The organism is Terriglobales bacterium (assembly GCA_035937135.1).
GTDB lineage: Bacteria > Acidobacteriota > Terriglobia > Terriglobales > Acidobacteriaceae > DASYVL01.
On record DASYVL010000040.1, the window covers coordinates 24,420 to 44,039 of the forward strand.

The following is a 19,620-nucleotide window of genomic DNA, read 5'->3' on the forward strand; positions in this document are numbered from 1 at the left end:
GTTCCGGAGGGAAGCAAAGGGCGCATGGAAAAGGTTCGCATCAACGATCTGGCCCGGGAGCTGGAGGTCAAGAGCAAGTCGATTCTCGACCTCCTGAAGCAGGTGGGCGTCACTGAGAAGAAGACGCACTCCAGCTCCATCGAGCCGGGCGAAGCGGAGAAGGTGCGCCGCCACTTCCACGCCCAGGTGGAGGCTGCGTCTTCCGCCAAAGAGAGCCGCGCCGCCCGCCCCGAGCCGGGCGAGATCAAGACCAAGATCGACCTTTCCAAGATCTCGAAGCCGGGCGACGTACTGAAGGCCATCACCAAGCAAACCACGCCGGAGGTTGCGCCGCGCGCGGTGGCACCCGTGGCCGCGAAACCTGTCGCGCCAGCCACCCCAACTGTGAAGCCGGTAGCGCCGGCGGCTCCCGCGGTTGCCAAGCCCGCAGCCGCGGCTCCGGCGGCAGCAGTTGCGTCGGCGGTGCGTCCGCCTGCGCCTCCACCGGCGGCGACGGCGCATGTGGCGGCTCCGGCTGCGCCGGCGATGCCGGTTGCGCCAGCGAGGCGGATGATCACGCCGCAGACCGGGCCGCGCCCCGTCTATCAGGCGCCCATGGCGCCCGCAAGAGCAGCCGGGGCTCCTCCGATTCCGCGGATGGCGCCGGGACGGCCCGTGCCGGGACGTCCGGTGCCAGGTCAGCCGATCTTCCAGCGCCCGCGGCCGCAGGCACCCACGTCGCGGCTGCCGCTGCGCCCGGGCGAGCGGCGTCCGATGCATCCCACGCGGACATCGCCCGCGGGAACGCGCCCCACCGGCCGGCCGATGGGTGTGGGTCCAGGGGGAATGGCGCCGCCTGCGGGACGTCCCATGGGACGCCCGGGCGGACCAGCGCGACGCCCTGGCCAACGCTACGTTCCTCGCGGGATCAAGGAAGGCCCGATGAAGGGCTTTGTCCCGCCGCCGCGGCTGGCCTCGCTCACCGAAGCGCTGCCCATCAGCCGCACCATCACCATCACTGAGGGCATCAGCGTCAAAGATCTGGCGGAGAAGGTCGAAGTGCGCGCCAAGGACGTGATTGCGCGGCTTATGGCGCGGGGCGTGTTTGCCACCATCAACCAGACGCTGGACGCGGAGCTGGCCAAAGAGATGGCGCGGCAGTTCGGCGCGGACGCCAACGTGATCACCTTCGAGGAGCAGGAAGCGCAGGCGCTGGGCGAAAGCCCGATCGCGGGCGAAGAGAAGTCCGGAGGAGAGGTCCCGCGGCCGCCGGTGGTCACGGTGATGGGGCACGTGGACCATGGAAAGACGTCGCTGCTGGACGCTATCCGGCTGACCAGCGTGGCCGAAGGCGAAGCCGGAGGAATCACCCAGCACATCGGCGCCTACAAGGTACGGGTGACGGACGAGAAGTCTCCCGCCTTCGGGCGCGAGATCGTCTTCCTGGATACCCCGGGCCACGAGGCCTTTACCCGCATGCGGGCCCGCGGCGCCAAGGTTACGGACGTGGTGGTGCTGGTGGTGGCGGCGGATGACGGCGTGATGCCACAGACGCTCGAAGCCATCGATCACGCGCAGGCGGCCAAGGTGCCGCTGGTGGTGGCGGTCAACAAAGTCGACAAGCCGGAAGCGATGGCGGAGCGCGTCAAGAAGCAGCTCGCCGATCGCGGACTGGTGCCAGAGGATTGGGGCGGGACCACGGTGTTCGTCGAGGTCTCCGCCAAGAAGAAGACCAACCTGAACCTGCTGATGGAGATGGTCTGCCTGGTGGCGGACCTGCAGGAGCTGAAGGCGTCGCCGGAGCGTCCGGCGACCGGGGCGGTGCTGGAGGCGAAGCTGGACCGCGGGCGCGGCGCGGTGGCCACCGTCCTGGTACAGAACGGGACGCTGCGCAGCGGCGATACGTTCATCGTGGGCAACGTCTTCGGAAAAGTTCGCGCCATGTTCGACGACCGGGGCAACGCCATCGAAGAAGCGCCGCCCTCGACGCCGGTGGAGATCCTGGGCCTGGAAGGATTGCCGCAGGCGGGCGACCAGTTCACGGTGATCGCCGACCGCGCCAAGGCCAAGCTGATCGCGGGATACCGCGAACAGAAGGCGCGCGAGCTGCAGCTGGCCAAGAGCTCGCGGGTGTCGCTGGAGAGCCTGGCGGAGCGGATCAAGAACGCGGGGATGAAAGAGCTGCCGCTCATCCTGAAGGGCGACGTGCAAGGATCGGTGGAGGTGCTGAACGATTCGCTCTCCAAACTTTCGGGCGAGAAGGTGAAGATCAAGATCCTGCACGCGGCAGTGGGCGCCATCACCGAGACCGACGTGCTGCTGGCCTCGGCGTCGAACGCCATCATCGTCGGCTTCAACGTGCGGCCGGAGCGCAAGGCGCAGGAGCTGGCCGCGCAGGAAAAAGTGGACATCCGGCTGCACTCCATCATTTACGAGCTGCACGACGAGATCAAGAAAGCCATGTCCGGCCTGCTCGAGCCCACCATCAAGGAGACGTTCCTGGGCCGGGCCGAGGTGCGCGATACCTTCCGCATCCCCAAAGTGGGCACCATCGCCGGCTGCCTGGTGCAGGAGGGCACCATCAAGCGGGACTCCGAGGTGCGCCTGCTGCGCGACAACGTGGTGATGTTCAAGGGCAAGATCGGATCGCTGCGGCGCTTCAAGGAAGACGTCACCGAGGTGCGCAACAGCCTGGAGTGCGGAATCGGGATCGCCAACTACGGAGACATCAAAGTCGGCGACGTGCTGGAAGTGTTTGTGACGGAAAAGATCGCGGCGGAAGCAATCGCGTAAGGATTCAGTTTCAACTTTAGAGTTTAAAGTTTCGGGCTGCGGGACCTTGGAACCGTGGTGATCGCCCATCTCACACTCGAGCTGCGGCTGGAAGCGGCGCACTCCCTCAAAGACAAGCGGCAATTGCTGCGCAGCCTTAAGGACGGGTTGCGCAAGCACTTCAACGTCTCGGTGGCGGAGATCGACGAAGGCCCGCTGTGGCAGCGGGCGACGGTGGCGGTGGTGGGCGTTTCCGGCTCGCGCGATTATCTGGAGGGCCTGATGCAGGGCGTGGAGCGCGCCGCCGTGAAGATCGCCAACAACTGCGGGGCGGATGTGACGGACAGCTTTGTGGATTACATCTGAATGCAAGAGGCACAATGCAAACCCAAGGTCCTTCGACTCGGGTTTTCCGCGCGGTGAAGAAGTCGCGCGGGAGCCCTCCCTCGCTCAGGATGACGGCTTCGGGTGGGAGTGCTGGAGGAGGGTAGGGGTCCTTCGACGCGCCGCGTCGCGTTCGCTCGCGGCTTGCTCAGGATGACAAGCGAAGAGAAGAAGGAAGAGAAGTAATGGGTAAGAGGGAAAGGAAAACGTGCCGGAGCATCGTGGCCGCGAGTATCACCGGGAGCGCCTGCGCGAGGCGCTGCGGGAGGAGATCTGGGCGCTGCTGGAGGGCGAGCTGCGGGACCCGCGCATCGGCCTGGCCAGCGTGAACGACGTGCTGCTGGCGCCCAACGGGAAGTCGGTGGATGTCCTGATCGCGGTGGAGGGCGATGAGGAGGAAGCGCGCCAGACCATGGAAGGGCTGAACGCGGCGACCGGGTTCATCCGCTACCAGATCGGGGAGCGGCTGCGGCTGCGGCGTTCGCCGGAGCTGGTCTTCCGGCTGGACCGCTCGGGCGGGTACCAGGCGCGGGTGGAGGAACTGCTAAAGCGGGTGGAGAAGAGGAAGAAGCGGGCGGAGAAGAAGAAGTAGGGGCGTCGCGACTCGCGCTCCTTCGCCCATCGCCCGCCGCGGCGGGCTCCGGGCTCGATCGCGCTCGCTCGAGATGACCAGGGCAAAGTCAAACGCAAGGTCCTTCGTTCGCCGCGGCGAACTCAGGATGACAGGGCTGCTGCATAGGGAGAACTCCCTGGCTGGCGTGTCTACGGTGCGGTCGATGTAGGGGTCCTTCGACTCGGCCGTCGCGTGCGCTCCGGCCTCGCTCAGGATGACAGGCAAAGTCACCACACAGTCCTGGGTGTCCCGCGATGCCTGCCGGCTTCCTGCTAAACTCAGGCGCTTATGGATGACCGAAGAGCGGCGCGGGTGGAGATGCTGACGGTCGCCGGCTTCTGCGCTTTCCTTTTCTTCTTCGGGCTGGGAAGCTTCGGCCTAGTGGGCCCGGACGAGCCGCGCTACGCGCAGGTGGCGCGCGAGATGCTCGCCCGCCACGAGTTCACCACCCCCATCCTCTACGGCCAGCCCTGGCTGGAGAAGCCCGTCCTCTACTACTGGCGGGCCATGCTGGCCTTCGAGTTGTTCGGAGTGAAGGACTGGGTGGCGCGGCTGCCTTCGGCGACCTTCGCCACCGCCATGGTGGCCATCCTCTACTTCCACATGCGGCGCTTCCGCGCCGGGGCGCAACTGAACGCGGCGCTGATCACAGCCTCGGCGGCGGCGGTGATCGGATTTGCCCGCGGGGCCTCGACCGACATCCAGTTGGCCGCGCCGTTCGCCGTCGGCATGCTGGGATGGATTGCCTGGCACGAGACCGGGAGAAAGTTCTGGCTGGTGGACTTCTACTTTTTCATGGCCATCGGCACGCTGGCCAAAGGCCCGGTGGCGCCGGCACTGGCAGGGATGATTATCGTGGTCCTTGCCGCGGCGCGTCGCGACTGGCGCCTGGTGCTGCGGACGCTGTGGATCCCCGGCATCCTGCTCTACGCCATCGTCGTGCTGCCTTGGTACATCAGCGTCTATCTCGACAATCCAGACTTCTTCCGTGTCTTCTTCGTGGAGCACAACCTGGAGCGCTACACCAGCAACATGTTCCGCCATCCCCAGCCCTTCTGGTACTACCTGCCGGTATTGCTGCTGGGCTTGGCGCCGTGGACGGTGCTGGCGGGCGCCGCCTTCGTGGACGCGGTGCGTCGCTGGCGCGAGCGGTTGAGCAATCCGCAGGAGGCGGAGAACAGCTTCCTGGTCTTCCTGACGGTGTGGGCCGTGGTGCCCATCGTGTTCTTCTCCCTCTCGGGCGCGAAGCTGCCAGGGTACATCCTGCCCTCCATGCCGGCGTGGACGCTGCTGACCGCCGACTATCTACACCGGCGGCGCGAGGAGCGCGGGTCGCTGGCGCTGGTGGTCCTGCATTGTGCCTGGGTGGCGGTGATCGTGCTGGCGGGGTTGCTGCTTCCGGCCCACGTGTTGGGCGGGGTGGAGAGCATCACGGCACAAGCGTGGCTGATCGCGGCTAGCGTCGCGCTGCTCACGTTCTTTGCCATGCTGGCCACGCTGCGGCGCAAAGGACTGGCGATGGCGCGCTTCGTCACCCTGGCGCCGGTGATCGTCCTGGTGGCGTTCATCCTGCGAGTGGCGGCGCCGGCCATGGATATGAAGTACTCTGCCCGGCCGCTGGCGGCGGAGATTGTCGCGCTGGAGTCGAAGCCGGGAGAGCTGGCGGTGTTCGAGGCCCCGCGAGATGTGGAGTACGGCCTGGCTTTCTATCGTAACCAGGTCATCCGGCGGTATGAGCGCGGGGAGATTCCCGCCGCCGATCACATGGTGATTGCTCCCGAGGGCGCGCGCGCTAAGTTGGAGCGGATGGTGCCGGGGAGAAGGGTGTCGCGCGTGGGCGGGTTCCCGGCGCGGAGGCTGGAGTATTTTTGGGTATCGCAGATGGGGCATTGAGCTCCAATACAAAATGCAAAGTGAGAATTCCCTAGAGCGCTCGTAGAGGATGGGCGGGGGTAGGGGTCCTTCGACTCGCCGCGGTCTCCGCTCCGCGGAAACCGTGGCTCGCTCAGGATGACAGGCGAAAGGCAAACGCAAGATCCTTCGCTCGGCGGCCTGGCTCAGGATGACAATCGCTCCGGCATCCATGGGGGGCCGCACGGGCGAGGACGCCCGTGCCACACAGGCGGTGGGAGGGTTGACGTTCGTGGTGCTGACTGGCGGCGGGGCTTTGCGCGTTGCGGCAGGGCTCGTCTAGACTCGGCGTTTGCGACCTAAGGCCGCCACGTCACCTTCATCTCGCAGGATGGGCCGGGCTGAGCCGGCCCTCAGGGAGCCTCCGGCAGTGGAGATCCTCGACCTAAGACACTTCCGGTCCGCCGACCTCCGTCCGCTCATGGAGGAGGAGAGCGCGGTGTGGTCGAAGGAACTCGACTGGGACTACGGGCCCTCGGCGGAGATGATCCTGCGCTACCTGGATGCGCGCATCCTGCCAGGCTACGCGGCGGTGGAGCAGGGAAGCCTCGCGGGCTACACCTTCTTCGTTTACGAGGGCAGCAAGGGGATCATCGGCGACCTGTTCGTGCGCCCCCGAGCGGAGGAGAACGGTGGCGGAGAGTCCCTAGGCGAGCGGCTGCTGGGCCACGTGATCGAAACCCTACAGAACTCCCCTGGCATCCATCGCATCGAGGCGCAACTGCTGCCGCATCCCGCCGGATCGCTGGCGCGTCCCTTCACGCAGGGAGGATTCCTGCGCCATCCGCGGCTGTTCATGAATCTGGCGCTGAGCAAGGCGAGGGACTGGGCCAGCCCGGGGCGGCCCAAGGCGGCGGAGATCGAGATCCGGCCGTGGGCGGATGCGGACTTTCACGGCGCGGCCGCGGTGATCATTGCCGCCTATCGCGACCACGTGGATGCGGACATCAACGACCAGTACCGCACCATGAGCGGCTCGCTGCGCTTCCTGAACAACATCGTGCGCTTCCCCGGATGCGGCGTGTTCGATCCTGGGTCGTCGCGGGTGGCCGTGCACAAGCCGTCGAAGAGCGCGGTGGGGCTGATCCTGTGCTCGCGGGTGAAGGAGGGCGTGGGGCACGTGACCCAGGTGTGCGTCGTCCCCGAGCACCGCGGCGTGGGGACGGGGGAGGCGCTGGTCGCCGCCTCGGCGGCGAACCTGGAGAGCCGCGGCTTCCAGACGCTCTCGCTTACCGTCACGGAAGCAAACAAGCGCGCCGTCGAGCTCTACCGGCGGCTGAAGTTCGAGCAGGCGAAGGTGTTCGACGCGTTCGTGTGGGAAGGGTGATGGGAAGGGGAAAAGGGAAAACCTAGCTCCTTCGCTACGCTCAGGATTTCGCCTGCCGGCTCAGACGCCGGCAAGGCGGCTCAACTTCGACTCGGCCGTCGCGTGCGCTCCGGCCTCGCTCAGGATGACAGTCAAAGTCAAACGCAAGGTCCTTCGCCCGCTACAGCGGGCTCAGGATGACAGGGCCGCTGCGCAGGGAGATGACCTGACGGGCGTTTCTACGGTGCGGGCGATGTAGGGGGCCTTCGACTCGGCCGTCGTCCGCCTCGGCGGACTCCGGCCTCGCTCAGGATGACAGTCAAAGTCAAACGCAAGGTCCTTCGCTCGCTAACGCGGGCTCAGGATGACAGGGCTACCTTGGGTGGAGGTCCGCCGGAGTCAGCGGCAGAGTCGGCGTCAGCGGCGCAGCAGGTACATGAACCAGCCGGCGGCCAGGACTCCCACGACAAAGGTGAAGAAGCAGCGGACGCCGTAGCGGATCATCTCCGGCCGGGTGTCCTTCTGGGTGATGCCGAAGACGACGGAAGCGAAGAGGGAGAAGACCAGGGCGGCGGAGAAGTGGGAGAGTTCGAGGGTCATGATTTCTTCCCGATGGCGATGTCGTAGGCGTCCACCGCGGAGATGACGTTGAGCAGCCCGGCGACGATGATGAACTTGGTGCCGTAGTCGGCGGTGGCCAGGTTGATGGAGCCGTGGCCCCAGTCGAAGGCGCGGGTCAACAGGTAAAGGCCACCAGCGCCCAGGTCGCCGACGAAGCCCAGCACGTCCAGGATGTCGCCGAAGTTGGCCGAGTACACCTTGCCCTGCATCAGCAGGCCCATCACAAACATGCAAGTGACGGAGGCCGCGAGCAGAATGCCGCGTCCCCAGCGCTTTTGCAGGAAGTGTCCGCCGCCGGGGACCAGCCAGCCGACGAGCGGCGTCACCACTGCCATCAGAGTCAGCGGATAGTGCTTCTCTTCGGGGTTCGCGGTATTGGCGTGCCCAGCAGTTTCAGCCATCTCTTCTGTCGCCCGCTAAAGCGGGCTGAAACATCATAACCTTGATTCTACCCACGGCTTACGCCGTGGGCTGTACATTCTCCCGCCGCTTCGCGGCTGCGCCACACGATCCTCAGATGACAACAAGGTCGCGCTGGACGCGGCCCGTGACTTCGGCGGCGCCGGAGCGCACCAGCATGTTGATCTCGCTGCGCACGCCGAACTCCGGCAGGTAGATGCCGGGTTCGATGGAGAAGCAGGTGTTGGGAATGATCTGGCGCTCGTCCTTGGTCTCGAGACCGTCCATGTTGGCGCCGTTGCCGTGCACGGTGACGCCGATAGAGTGGCCGGTGCGATGCGTGAAGTACTGGCCGTAGCCGGCGGCGACGATGGTATCGCGGGTGGCCTTGTCCACCTGCCAGCCGGCGAGCTTCTGGCCGGCGGAAATGGCGGATTGGACGGCGTGGATGCCGGCATCGCGGGCGTCGCGCACGATCTTGAAGATCTCCTGGTGGCGCGCGCTGGGCGCGCCCACGCTGCCGACCCAGGTAATGTCGTAGAAAACGGCGTCGGGCACCGCCTGCTTGGCCCAGATGTCGAGCAGCACGAAGTCGCCTTCGCGGATGGGAGCGGTGCGCGCCGCGGTGGGCTCGTAGTGCGGGTCGCCGCTGTTGGCGTTCACGCCCACGATGGGAGCGTCTTCGGTGACCAGCTTCTCGCGGGCGAAGGCTTCCATGATCCACTGCTGGATCTCGAACTCATGGGTGCCGCCCTTGCGCACGCGGCGTCCGATCTCCTGGAAGGCCGCTTCGGTGATGCGGTCCACGATCTCGCCGGCGGCGAAGTGAGTCTTGATCTGCGCCTCCGTCCACGCGGCTTCGAACTGCGAGACCAGGTCGCCTGAACTCACGATCTCCTTGCCGAAGCTGCGGATGAGCTCGACCGTGCCGGCGTCCACCAGGCCGAGGTAGGGGACCAGATTGTTGGGCGAGTACTGCATGGCGATGCGGGTGTAGGGGGCGAGCATCTGCTTGAGCCCGTCCCAAAGCTCCTGCCAGGCCGAGTACAGGTGCTGAGAGCCGGGGAGCGAATCCAGATGATGGGGCTCGATGCGATGCATCAGCTTCGAGGGCTCGCCCTGGGCCGGGATCAGATAGAACCAGCGGCGGGTGACCATCTGCGTCTCCGGCAGCCCCAGCACGTGGTAGGCGATGAGGTCGCGGTGATGGTGGTCGTAGAAGAGCCAGGCGTCGAACTTCTGCTGGCGGAGCGCGGCTTGGATGGCGGAGAGGTCCATAGGGTAAACATTCATTTAACCACAGAGGACGCGGAGGCGCACAGGGCGCCGGCCTCGCCGCGGTCTATCAGGGCACGCCGGGAGTGGTGGCGGGCAAGGGGCGGCCGGGCAGCACAACGCGGTCGTAGATCCAGAGCAACAGCGCGGTCACTAGTCCTACGCCGGTGATGACCCACCAGGCATGCGCCGGTTCGTGTCCGACTTCGCCAAAGTGCTGGAAGACCTTTCCGCCCATCCATCCGCCAAGCAGCGAGCCGATGCCGATGGGCAGGAAGGCGAAGCCCATGTAGGTGCCCTGCTGGCCTTCGGGGGCGAGGCGGGAGATGTAGTCGTAGTAGCGGGGCGCCTGGATGATCTCGCCGAGCGCGAGCACGAAGAGCGAGAGGACTGCGCCCCAGATCGTCGGGCGCAGCGTGAGGATGAGCCAGGCGAGAGAGGTGATCACGGTGCCCAGGATGATGGCCTGGAACGCCGGAATCTTGCGGGTCAGAAAACTCATCGCGAGGGTAAGGCAGATGACGGCCAGGCCGTCGGTGATGAGGATAAGCTCGACGTCGGCCTTGGGGTTGATGTAGGCGTGGATGTAGCCCGGCAAGCTGATGTACTGCTGCCAGAAGACGATCCAGTACCCGGTAAAGATGAGCAGAAACCACATGAAGCGGCTGATGCCGGCGAGCACCAGCACGCCTAGTCCCAGCCAGATCCACCAGGGAACGATGAACCACTCCAAGCCGGGAAAGAACGAGATCACGCGGAGCAGGAGGGCGATCCCCAGCACGGGCAGGACCAGGCGGGCCTTGCCCACGACGACGCAGAAGTTGCGCGCCACCTCGGCGATGGAGGGTGGAGGCGCGTCGCCGACTTTGCGCGGCTCGCGAAAGAAGAACAGCACCACGAAGAACATGAGGAAGACGCTGAGCGCGGCGACACGATAGACGTTCTCCACGCCCAGATGGCGATGGGCCCAGGAGGCGACGTAGGGGCCGGCGGCGCCGCCGATGTTCACCATGGTGTAGTAGATGGAAAATCCGATGGAGCGCACGTTCTCCTTGGAAGCGCGCGCCGTGGTGCCGACCACGCAGGGTTTCACCATGGAGACGCCCAGCGCGGGCAGGATGAGGATGAATCCCACGAACAGGCCCAGCGGCACGGCGTTGCGCACGGGCGCCAGCCAGGGCGCGCCGATGGAGCCGATGAGGAAGTAGGCGGCGGCCAAAATGAGGTAGGCCATGGAGAGGGCGCGGCGGAAGCCTAGGCGGTCGGCGATCGCGCCCCCGAAGATGGCCAGGAACCAGACCATGCCGCCGAATAGGCCGGTGAGTGTCCCGGTCTGCTCGGTGGAGAAATTCAGCTTCTCCTGTAAATAGAGGGCGAGCGAAGCAAAGGCGCCGTAGTAAGAGAGGCGCTCGAAGATCTCGGTGAGATTGGCGACCCAGAAGGGACGCTCAAAGCCGGTGCGGATGTCGTTGAGACGTTCCGAGAAGCTCAAGCGGTTCTCCTGAGTACCGAGTTGCGAGGATCAAGTTGCGAGTCGGCGAAAAGCAGGTTCCTCGTCGCCCGCCGCGGCGGGCTCCTCGGAACGACAATTCACGGCAGCGCGGCGGCAATCCGCTCCGCAATCGCAGAGGCGGAGAATCCCGAAACGCGCACCACTTTGTTCCGGCTGGTATGGCCGGCGGCTATGGTAACGGAGGAACGCGGGAGGCGCAAAACCTCGGCTAGGAACTCGATGCAAGCGTCGTTGGCGCGGCCCTCGGTGGGCGGGGCGGTGAGGGAGAGCTTGAAGGCATCGCCCAGCACACCGGTGATGGCGTTCTTGCGGGCGCGCGGGTGGACGCGGACGGCGAAGGTGGCACCGGCGGTGGTGTCGTTTACCGGAATCATTGGCTCACCACGGAGTCACGGAGACACGGAGAGGATCGGGAGCTCGGAATCATGCAGCGGGCTTCTTGTGGCGGTCTCCAAAGATGGCGGTGCCGAGGCGGACGCAGGTGGAGCCCTCCTCGATGGCGACTTCGAAGTCGTGGGACATGCCGATGGAGAGTGTTTGCATAGCGATGCCGGGGAGATCACGCGCGGCGATGCGGTGGCGGAGCTCGCGCAGACGGCGGAAGTAGGGGCGGGCACCCTCGGGGTCGTCGGTGTGGGGCGGAATTGCCATCAGGCCGCGGAACTCGAGCGCGGCGAGGCGAGGCGCGGCGGCGAGGAGTTCCTCGAACTCGGGCGAATTCGCCGTCACGCCGCTCTTGGCGGTCTCGGCGGCGAGGTTGACCTCGATCAGCACCGGGAACTTCTTCCCGAGTGTAGCGGCGGCGGAATTCAGTTTCTCCGCCAGGCGCAGCGAGTCGAGCGAATCCACGCCGGCGAAGAGTTCGGCGGCGCGGGCGGCCTTGTTGGTCTGGAGGTGGCCGATGAGGTGGAACTTCGCCTCCGCCAGGTCGCGCAGCAGGTTCACTTTTTCGGCGAACTCCTGAACGCGGTTCTCGCCGAACCGGCGCAGGCCGGTGTCGTAGGCCTCGCGGATGCGGCGAGGCTCGACCTGCTTGGTGACGCCCATCAGCTCGACCTCCGAAGACGAGCGCCCGGCGCGGTGGGCGGCAGCTTCAATGCGGGCGCGGAGGGCGGCGAGGTTCTCGGCGATGGTGGCCACAGTGCTATTTCACCACGGAGACAGGGAGACACGGAGAGGAAAAGGAAAAACGGCAAAGGGCAAAGGGAAAAGGGAAAGAGGCAAAGTCAAAGTCAAAGTCAAAATCAAACGCAAGGTCCTTCGCTCGCCTGCCCGGCGGGCGAGCTCAGGATGACAGCTACTTCTTGGATTCGGTCTCCAGGGGCTTGCGGGCGAAGTGTAGCAGCGAAGTCGCCAGCAGGACGAAGGTGGCCACAGCGAGCCAGCTGTTGGTAGCCAGGAAGGGAATCTTCACGCCCCAGGCGACCGCGCCTTCGCGGATCCACCCTTGGGTTTCCATCAGTTTTACACCGATGCCCAGCAGTCCGACGATGCCGCCGGCGGCGATGAGGCCGCTGGCGAAGAGCGAGCCGGGCGAGACGTCGCTCTCTTCCACCTTCTTGACGCCGCGCTCGGCCAGCCAGCGCACCAGGCCGCCGGTGAAGATGGCCAGGGTGGTGGCGATGGGGATGTAGAAGCCGACGGCGAAGGAGAGCGAACGAATGCCGAGCAGTTCCACCCCGATGACCAGGAAGACGCCGAGCAACACCAGTCCCCAGGGCAGGCGTTGGTTGAGGATGCCGCTGATGACGGTGGCCATGAGGCGGGCCTGGGGAGCGGCGGCGCGCTCCGAGCCGATGCCCTGGATCCACTGGACTTCGATCTGCCCGGTCTGCGGGTTGTAGAGGTACTTGCCGTCGGCCAGTTCGCGCGAGCCGATGGCGTTCAGCACCTGGTACTGGGAGCCGGCAACGGTCGTGACGAGGGTTCCCTTTTCGTCGGTGACGCGGATGCTGGCGGGCAGCTCCACCTTCTGGATCTCGACGCCTTGGGGCAGGTTGGCGAGGTCGAACTTCTGCGGGCTGAAGGGGCGGTAAGTCTCCAGGCCCTTGTTCATGCCCATGAGCGTGAGCCCGATGGCAAACACCGAGACCATCACGCCGATGAGCAGCGCCAGTTGCTGCTTGCGCGGGGTGGCGCCGACGAGGAATCCGGTCTTCAAGTCCTGGGAAGTATTGCCGGCGTTGGCCGATGCGATGCAAACCACGCCGCCGATGGTGATGGCGAGCGCGCCGAAGGCGGCGGCCGTCCAGTGCAGAACCAGGAAAACCGCGCAGGTCGCCATCAACGTGGCGATGGCCATGCCGGAGATAGGGTTCGACGAAGTGCCGATCAGGCCGGTGATGCGCGAAGAGACGGTGACAAAGAGGAATCCGAAAATGACCACAAAGACGGCAGCGGCGAGGTTGGCATACCAGGAGGTATGGGCGCCGGGCACGGGCATGGCGGTGAGCATGATCCACATCATGATGAGGACGGCGACCGCACCGAGGATGGCCCACTTCATGGGGAGGTCGTCATCGGTGCGGCGACGCGCAGCGGCGGCAGCGGCGCCCTTGATGAGGTCACTGGCGCCGGCCCGCAGGGCCGCGACGATGGTAGGGATCGTTTTGAGCAGCGTGATCAGGCCTGCGGCGGCGACAGCGCCGGCGCCCATGGGGCGGATGTAGTAGCGCCAGAGCTCGTCGGGCGCCATGTCCGCGATGAGCTTGGGGCCGGGGTAGAGGGGCGCGGTGAGATTGCCCCCGAAGAACTTGATGGCGGGCATGACCACCAGCCAGGCGAAGACCCCGCCGGCGAAGATCACGCCGGCGATGCGCGGTCCGATGATGTAGCCCACACCCAGATACTCGGCGGTGGTGTTGGCGCGGATGGAGGCGCCCGAGAACCAGCCCTGGGTGACGGCCTTGCCCGTCTTGGCGTCGGCGAGGAAGCCGAAGTTGTAGGTGGGGGTGGAGGGCCAGGCGGCAAACATGTTCTCGTTCTGAAAGAAGGTGTAGAGAGAGCCCAGGCCGAGTCCCCAGAAGACGCGGCTGGCGAAGCTGCCGCCACGGTCGCCGGCGATGAGCACGTCGGCGCAGGCGGTGCCCTCAGGGTAGAGGAGGTTGGCGTGCTCCTTGACGATGAGCTGGCGGCGCAGCGGGATCATGAAGAAGACGCCCAGCCATCCCCCGATGAGCGTGAGCAGGAAGATGCGCGAGTACTCCAGCGGGAATCCCAGGAAGATGAGCGCGGGCAGGGTGAAGATGACGCCGCCGGCGATGGATTCCCCGGCCGAGCCGGTGGTCTGGACGATGTTGTTCTCCAGGATGGTGGACTTGCCGAAGGCGCGCAGGATGCTGATGGAAAGCACAGCGATGGGGATGGAGGCGGCGACGGTGAGGCCGGCGCGCAGGCCGACGTACACGGTGACCGCGCCGAAGAGCAGTCCGAAGAGGGCGCCCAGGAAGACGGCGCGGAAGGTGAACTCCGCGCGGGTGTCCCCGGCGGGAACGTAGGGCTGGAACGAGGTTTCCGCGGACTCTTCGCTTTCGGCCACGAGGCCTCCTGGGGAAGGGTACTCAGCGGCGAAAGTAGCACGCGGAAATGCAAAATGCAAAAGGCAAAATGCGAACCCGAGATCCCTCGACTGCGCGCTTCGTCCGGCCGTCCCGCGGGACGGCCTCCGTCGCGCTCCGCTCGGGATGACAATTCCTTAATCGCGCTGGCGTTCCCGGCACTGACGTACCGGGCTACTTTCAGTCGCCCCTGCGGGGCTGGGTTGACGCGGGCGAGGGCGCCCGCCGCCACGCAGGCCTGGATAGCCGGCGGATTGCACCGTCTGCTGGCAGCCCGGTATACTCAAAAAGCAATGTCCCGCTTGCGTTCCCGCCGGGGACGCAGGATCCGGGGCAGGCGGGAGGACCGTCTTCAGCAGTAGCAGCGTAACTCGGGCCGGGATTCACGACGTTCGACGACGTAGTCCACTGGTTTCGCTCTTCGAGGTGGCAGCGCAAAGCCTGTTCGCCACCCTCTTCCCCTCCGACTGCCGATTGTGCGGCGCTGCGCTGACCGAAGTCTCGCGGCTGCCGGTGTGCTCCGCGTGTGTTCGAAGCATCCAACGGATCGAAGCCCCGACGTGCGCGGTGTGTGGTGAGCTGGTGGCGGCTGCGCCAGCGGCCGGCGATGAGTTGCGCTGTGGACTGTGCCAGCGCGCGCGCATGCCGTTCGTCAAGGCCGTCTCCTATGGAAGCTATGACGGGGCGCTGCGCGGGCTGATCCATCTGCTGAAGTACGAGCGCGTGCGGCCTGCCGGCGGCGTCCTGGGACGAATGCTGGCGGAGGCGATGGCGGGGCTGAAGTTCACCTCAACCGAGAAGGCGCCGCTGATGGTTCCTGTGCCGCTCTCCGTGGGGCGGGAGCGGCAGCGCGGATTCAATCAGGCGGAAGAGATTGTGCGGGCGGCGCTGAAACACTGGACCCGCCGCGGCGGGCGCGCGATGGAGCTTAACACGAGCGCGCTCCGGCGCACTCGCGAGACCCGGTCGCAGACTGGGCTGACGAGGCATCAGCGGCGCGCGAACCTGCGGGGAGCGTTCGTCGCAGCCCGGCCGGAGCAGATTGCCGGGCGCGAGATTGTTCTGGTGGATGACGTTTACACCACCGGCACGACCGTTTCCGAGTGCGCGCGGGTGCTGCGCCGGGCGGGCGCGGCCGAGATCTACGTGGCGACGGCAGCGCGCGTACTGAAGCGCGAGACGCCAGGAGCAGCGTCCGAAGAGTCCGCTGCGGCGATCAGGGTCAGAGCAGAGGCATGAGGAGCCAGGCACACAATCCGAAGCCTGCGGGGAAGCCGGGCGTTCATTCGAACGGCGGGGGCAACGGCTTCAATCCCATGCACACGCCTGTGCTGGTGCTGAACGCGTCGTACGAGCCCATCAACATCTGCGCGGCGCGGCGAGCGGTGGTGCTGGTGCTGAAGGGCGTAGCCATGACCGAAGAGGAGAACGGGCACCACCTGCACGCGGCCCGCTTCACCATGCGCCTGCCCTCGGTGATCCGGTTGCTGGAGTACCGGCGCATCCCGCACCAGACGCGCGCGCTCTCGCGCAAGAACATCCTGCTGCGCGACCGCAACGCCTGCCAGTACTGCGGTAACGTGATGCCTTCGGGCGAGTTGACGCTCGACCACGTAGTGCCGCGGTCGCGGGGCGGGCTCTCCACCTGGGAGAACCTGGTGGCCTGCTGCCATCCCTGCAACCGGCAGAAGGGCAACCAGCTGGCGCACGAGGCGGGGATGCGGTTGCTGCGCGAGCCCCGCGCCTTCACCCTCCATACCAGCCGCCACATCATGCGCATGATCGGGCGCTCGGACGCGAAGTGGCGGAAGTATCTCTTCTACTGAGTCATCGGGTCATTGGGTCATTGAGCCATTGAAGACCCGGTAGTGGTGCGCTCCGGCGTAGGCGAAGAAATGACGCGATGACTCAATGGCCCAATGACTCAATCTACTTGGGCGGTTCTGGCTGCTGGTCCTTATTTTCCTGCTCGCCCTTGGGGAGCTCCTTGCCTTCGTAGGTGATGCGGGTCTTGGCGCCGAAGCGCTTGTAGGCGGAGTACTTCACGATGATGCGGATGCGGATGTCGCCGTTCTTGAAGTGGAGCGTGTCGTCGGTGCGGGTGTAGGTGGGGAACCAGTAGCGGCCGTCCACCTGCTCGCGATAGGTGACGAACTTGGGAAAGAGGTTCTCCTGGCCCTTGTGGTAGTCGGGGACGTTCTTGCCTTCGGTCTTGACGATCTGAAAGTCGCGGTCATCCACCCAGATGCGGCCCTCGAAGTAGCGCCGATTCTTCTCGATGGTCCTGGGCGAGATGTCGAAGACGTAGGTGTGGAGGTCGTCCTCCTGCTGCTGGCCGACGTAGAGGATGTTGTAGTCGCCGATCTCGTCGGAGGTGAGGACGAAGGGCAGGCGATGCTCCAGGTCGTCGAAATCCTCCCGGGTCATGCCCAAGCGGGTGAGCGAGGGCTGAGGGGCGAAGACCACGTTCTCCATGCGCTTCCCCTTGTCGTCAAAGAGGATGTCCACGACCTGGCGCAGCTCGCCATCCACCCTGCCGCCGTCCAGAGTCTGCACGGTGAAGTCCTGGCGGTAGGTGTAGGCGTCGCGGGCGATCTTGAAGTCCTTTTCCCGGGCGGCAAACTTCTGGATGATCTCGTCGGAGGTGATGCCCTTGGGCGGCGAAGGGTCCAACCGGCCTTCCTGGGCGGCGGCCAGGGTGCAGAGGAACAGTGCGGCGAGGGTCAGGAGACTTCGGGCTGTGGGCATGGCAACCATTTTAGATGCTAATGGCCAGAACAGGTTGCAGCCAGCAGAATGCAAAATGCAACCCCAAGGTCCTTCGACTCGGGTTTCCCGCGCTGAAGAAAGCGCGCGGGAGCCCTCCCTCCCCTTCGACTTCGCTCAGGGCTCGCTTCGCTCGGCAAGACAGGATGACGGTCCCCGATGGTCCGTTGTAGGGGTAGGGGTCCTTCGACTCGGCCCATCGCATGCGCTCGGGCCTCGCTCAGGATGACAGTCTCAACAGGGGGGCGACTGTCGCCGCGGCTGCGCGAATCGGGTAGACTGGCGTTCTTTCTGGAGGCGCCTATGTTCCGCCGCACTTCGGTCATCGTTGTTGCTCTTCTTATCGCTGCTGCCGGTCTCCACGCGCAAGCGAAGCGTCCGTTCACCTTCGAGGACATGATGGCGCTGAAACGCGTGGGCGAGCCTGTGCCTTCGCCCGATGGCAAGTGGGTGGCGTTCACCGCCGTGGACGTCAACCTGGAGGAGAACACACGCACGCCGCACCTTTGGATGGTGGCGCTCCAGGGCGGCGGGGCGCGGCAGATCACCAAGGGCAAGGGAGAACAGCGGCCGCGCTGGTCGCCGGACGGCAAGCACTTCCTCTACATCATGGACGAGCAGGTGCACGTCCTCGACTTCGACGCCGCCACGGGCAACGCGCTGCCCGGCGGGCGGCAGATCACCAGCCTCTCCACTGGAGCCGATGGCGCGCTGTGGTCGCCGGATGGGAAGAACATCCTGTTCGTCTCAGAGGTCTATCCCGACTGCGCGGACGATGCCTGCAACAAGGCGCGCGATGAGGAGAAGTCGAAATCCAAGGTAAAGGCGCTGATGTTCACGCGGCTGCTCTACCGGCATTGGACCGGGTACTCGGAGGGCAAGCGCAGCCATCTGTTCGTGGCGTCGGCCGAGGGCGGCGTCCCGCGCGACTTGACGCCGGGCGACTACGACGCGCCTCCGTTCTCCCTCGGCGGGCCGGATGGCTATGCCTTCTCACCCGACGGACAGGAGATCTGCTTCAGCTCAAATCACGAGCCGGTCGGGGCCACCAGCACCAACAACGACCTGTTCATTATTCCCGTGAGCGGAGGGACGCCGAAGCAGATCACCAGCAACAAAGCCAGCGATTCCTCGCCGCAGTATTCGCCCGACGGGAAGTGGATCGCCTACCTGGCGCAGGTGCGGCCGGGCTACGAGAGTGATCGCTTCCGGCTGATGCTCTACGAGCGCGCGACCAGCAAGATCACGAACCTGACGGAGAGCTTCGACGGGTGGGTGGGGACGTTCGCCTGGGGGCCGGAGTCAGCCGGGTTGGCATTTGTGGCCGAGGACAAGGGCGAGCAGCCGATTTATTCGGTCGGACTGAAGGATGGGAAGATCGAGCTGGTGATTCGCGGCCACTATGACGACCTTGCCATCACGCAGCATTCCGAGACCCTGGCCACCGGAATGTCGGTGGAGTATCCGAACGAGATCTATGTGATCGCGTGCGGGCACGGCAAATGCGGCGCGGTCGCGCTCACGCACATGAACGACGCCGTCTTCGCGCAGGTGCACACCTCGCCGCTTGAATCTTTCTGGTTCACGGGCGCGGAGAACAAGAAAGTCCAGGGCTTTCTGGTCAAGCCGCCGGATTTCGATGCGGCGAAGAAGTATCCGGTGAAGTTCATCATTCACGGCGGGCCGCAGGGGGCCTGGGGAGATTCGTGGAGCTTCCGCTGGAACCCGCAGTTGTTCGCCGCCAGCGGTTATGTGGTCGTCATGATCAATCCGCGGGGCTCGACCGGCTACGGTCAGAAGTTCATTGACGACATTAACGGCGACTGGGGCGGGCGCGTCTATCAAGACCTGATGCTCGGCCTGGACTACGCCGAGCGCAAGTATCCCTTCCTGGACAAGACGCGGGAGTGTGCGCTGGGCGCGAGTTACGGCGGCTACATGATCGATTGGATCGAGGGGCACACCACGCGCTTCCAGTGCCTGGTGTCGCACGACGGGACCTACAACCTGGAGTCGTTCTGGGGCACGACCGAGGAGCTGTGGTTCCCCGAATGGGAGTTCCGCGGGACTCCGTGGACGAATCCGCTGGCGTACCGCAAGTGGTCGCCGCACGTTTATGCGCGGAACTTCAAGACGCCCATGCTGGTGGTCCACGGGCAGAAGGACCTCCGCGTGGACCTCTCCGAGGGCCTGCAACTTTTCACCACGCTGCAGCGGCGGGGCGTGCCGTCGAAGATGCTCTACTTTCCCGACGAGGGCCACTGGGTGCTGAAGCCGCAGAACTCGCGGCTCTGGTACAAGACGGTCAATGAGTGGGTGGATGGGTATCTGAAAAAGGCAGATTGAAGATTGCTGATTGCAGAATGGGCGCGCCGAACGGCGCGCCTTTTTCATTTCCGAACTGTGGAATTGCGGGGCTGGGGCGGCGGGAGGGCGGCAAAGTCAAACGCAAGGTCCTTCGCCCGCCCAGCGGGCTCAGGATGACAGGGCTGCGGCACGGGAAGATGCCCTGATTGGCCTTTCT

The 19,620-nt window shown here is 65.5% G+C and carries 16 protein-coding genes; 8 read left to right on the forward strand and 8 right to left on the reverse strand.

Going from position 1 to position 19,620, the window contains the following annotated elements; genetic code table 11:
* Nucleotides 1–24: 24 nt before the first annotated feature.
* The 5 genes from infB to VGQ94_02265 all read left to right on the forward strand — a co-directional run bounded on the left by infB (nt 25) and on the right by VGQ94_02265 (nt 6,986).
* Nucleotides 25–2,772, forward strand: a complete 2,748-nt coding sequence (gene infB / locus VGQ94_02245) for a translation initiation factor IF-2 (protein HEV2021323.1) — start codon at nt 25–27, stop codon at nt 2,770–2,772.
* Between the two features lie 57 nt (nt 2,773–2,829).
* Nucleotides 2,830–3,117, forward strand: a complete 288-nt coding sequence (locus VGQ94_02250; GenBank protein HEV2021324.1) for a DUF503 domain-containing protein — start codon at nt 2,830–2,832, stop codon at nt 3,115–3,117.
* Between the two features lie 226 nt (nt 3,118–3,343).
* Nucleotides 3,344–3,727 (forward strand): 30S ribosome-binding factor RbfA, encoded by a 384-nt coding sequence (gene rbfA / locus VGQ94_02255; protein ID HEV2021325.1) that lies wholly within the window; start codon nt 3,344–3,346, stop codon nt 3,725–3,727.
* Between the two features lie 309 nt (nt 3,728–4,036).
* Nucleotides 4,037–5,641 carry a glycosyltransferase family 39 protein gene (locus VGQ94_02260; GenBank protein HEV2021326.1) on the forward strand — a complete coding sequence of 535 codons (1,605 nt, stop codon included), beginning with the start codon at nt 4,037–4,039 and terminating at the stop codon, nt 5,639–5,641.
* 388 nt (nt 5,642–6,029) lie between these two features.
* Nucleotides 6,030–6,986 carry a GNAT family N-acetyltransferase gene (locus tag VGQ94_02265; protein ID HEV2021327.1) on the forward strand — a complete coding sequence of 319 codons (957 nt, stop codon included), beginning with the start codon at nt 6,030–6,032 and terminating at the stop codon, nt 6,984–6,986.
* Between the two features lie 396 nt (nt 6,987–7,382).
* On the opposite strand, the gene VGQ94_02270 is transcribed toward VGQ94_02265, so the two are convergent.
* The 7 genes from VGQ94_02270 to VGQ94_02300 all read right to left on the reverse strand — a co-directional run bounded on the left by VGQ94_02270 (nt 7,383) and on the right by VGQ94_02300 (nt 14,311).
* The gene (locus VGQ94_02270; protein HEV2021328.1) at nt 7,383–7,565 is read right to left on the reverse strand and encodes a hypothetical protein; all 183 of its coding nucleotides are present in this window, start codon (nt 7,563–7,565) and stop codon (nt 7,383–7,385) included.
* Nucleotides 7,562–7,987, reverse strand: a complete 426-nt coding sequence (locus VGQ94_02275; GenBank protein ID HEV2021329.1) for a DUF6677 family protein — start codon at nt 7,985–7,987, stop codon at nt 7,562–7,564. Before VGQ94_02275 ends, VGQ94_02270 begins: the two co-directional genes overlap by 4 nt.
* Before the next feature lie 112 nt (nt 7,988–8,099).
* The gene (locus VGQ94_02280) at nt 8,100–9,263 is read right to left on the reverse strand and encodes a Xaa-Pro peptidase family protein (protein ID HEV2021330.1); all 1,164 of its coding nucleotides are present in this window, start codon (nt 9,261–9,263) and stop codon (nt 8,100–8,102) included.
* Between the two features lie 67 nt (nt 9,264–9,330).
* The gene (locus VGQ94_02285; GenBank protein ID HEV2021331.1) at nt 9,331–10,752 is read right to left on the reverse strand and encodes an MFS transporter; all 1,422 of its coding nucleotides are present in this window, start codon (nt 10,750–10,752) and stop codon (nt 9,331–9,333) included.
* A 98-nt stretch (nt 10,753–10,850) separates the two neighbouring features.
* Entirely contained in the window at nt 10,851–11,147 is a 297-nt protein-coding gene (locus tag VGQ94_02290; GenBank protein ID HEV2021332.1) for a DUF167 domain-containing protein, read from the reverse strand.
* A gap of 49 nt (nt 11,148–11,196) precedes the next feature.
* Entirely contained in the window at nt 11,197–11,913 is a 717-nt protein-coding gene (locus VGQ94_02295) for a YggS family pyridoxal phosphate-dependent enzyme (protein ID HEV2021333.1), read from the reverse strand.
* A gap of 157 nt (nt 11,914–12,070) precedes the next feature.
* Nucleotides 12,071–14,311, reverse strand: coding sequence for an oligopeptide transporter, OPT family (locus VGQ94_02300; protein HEV2021334.1), 2,241 nt, complete (start codon nt 14,309–14,311; stop codon nt 12,071–12,073).
* Between the two features lie 445 nt (nt 14,312–14,756).
* Here VGQ94_02300 and VGQ94_02305 point away from each other — a divergent pair, with 445 nt between their 5' ends.
* The gene (locus VGQ94_02305; protein HEV2021335.1) at nt 14,757–15,569 is read left to right on the forward strand and encodes a ComF family protein; all 813 of its coding nucleotides are present in this window, start codon (nt 14,757–14,759) and stop codon (nt 15,567–15,569) included.
* Nucleotides 15,566–16,156: an HNH endonuclease gene (locus tag VGQ94_02310; GenBank protein ID HEV2021336.1), complete on the forward strand. Its 591-nt coding sequence runs from the start codon at nt 15,566–15,568 to the stop codon at nt 16,154–16,156. The genes VGQ94_02305 and VGQ94_02310 overlap by 4 nt, the downstream gene beginning before the upstream one ends.
* Before the next feature lie 103 nt (nt 16,157–16,259).
* On the opposite strand, the gene VGQ94_02315 is transcribed toward VGQ94_02310, so the two are convergent.
* Complete coding sequence (locus tag VGQ94_02315; GenBank protein HEV2021337.1) at nt 16,260–17,078, reverse strand: hypothetical protein; 819 nt, start codon at nt 17,076–17,078, stop codon at nt 16,260–16,262.
* Between the two features lie 321 nt (nt 17,079–17,399).
* Between VGQ94_02315 and VGQ94_02320 the strand changes: the two genes are divergently transcribed.
* Entirely contained in the window at nt 17,400–19,442 is a 2,043-nt protein-coding gene (locus VGQ94_02320) for a S9 family peptidase (protein ID HEV2021338.1), read from the forward strand.
* Nucleotides 19,443–19,620 lie beyond the last annotated feature (178 nt).

Excerpts from the sequence above, each read along its gene's own strand:
- infB (HEV2021323.1), top strand. The coding sequence starts at position 25 with ATGGAAAAGGTTCGCATCAACGATCTGGCCCGGGAGCTGGAGGTCAAG.
- VGQ94_02260 (HEV2021326.1), top strand. The coding sequence starts at position 4,037 with ATGGATGACCGAAGAGCGGCGCGGGTGGAGATGCTGACGGTCGCCGGC.
- VGQ94_02270 (HEV2021328.1), bottom strand. The coding sequence starts at position 7,565 with ATGACCCTCGAACTCTCCCACTTCTCCGCCGCCCTGGTCTTCTCCCTC.
- VGQ94_02275 (HEV2021329.1), bottom strand. The coding sequence starts at position 7,987 with ATGGCTGAAACTGCTGGGCACGCCAATACCGCGAACCCCGAAGAGAAG.
- VGQ94_02280 (HEV2021330.1), bottom strand. The coding sequence starts at position 9,263 with ATGGACCTCTCCGCCATCCAAGCCGCGCTCCGCCAGCAGAAGTTCGAC.
- VGQ94_02290 (HEV2021332.1), bottom strand. The coding sequence starts at position 11,147 with ATGATTCCGGTAAACGACACCACCGCCGGTGCCACCTTCGCCGTCCGC.
- VGQ94_02310 (HEV2021336.1), top strand. The coding sequence starts at position 15,566 with ATGAGGAGCCAGGCACACAATCCGAAGCCTGCGGGGAAGCCGGGCGTT.
- VGQ94_02315 (HEV2021337.1), bottom strand. The coding sequence starts at position 17,078 with ATGCCCACAGCCCGAAGTCTCCTGACCCTCGCCGCACTGTTCCTCTGC.
- VGQ94_02320 (HEV2021338.1), top strand. The coding sequence starts at position 17,400 with ATGTTCCGCCGCACTTCGGTCATCGTTGTTGCTCTTCTTATCGCTGCT.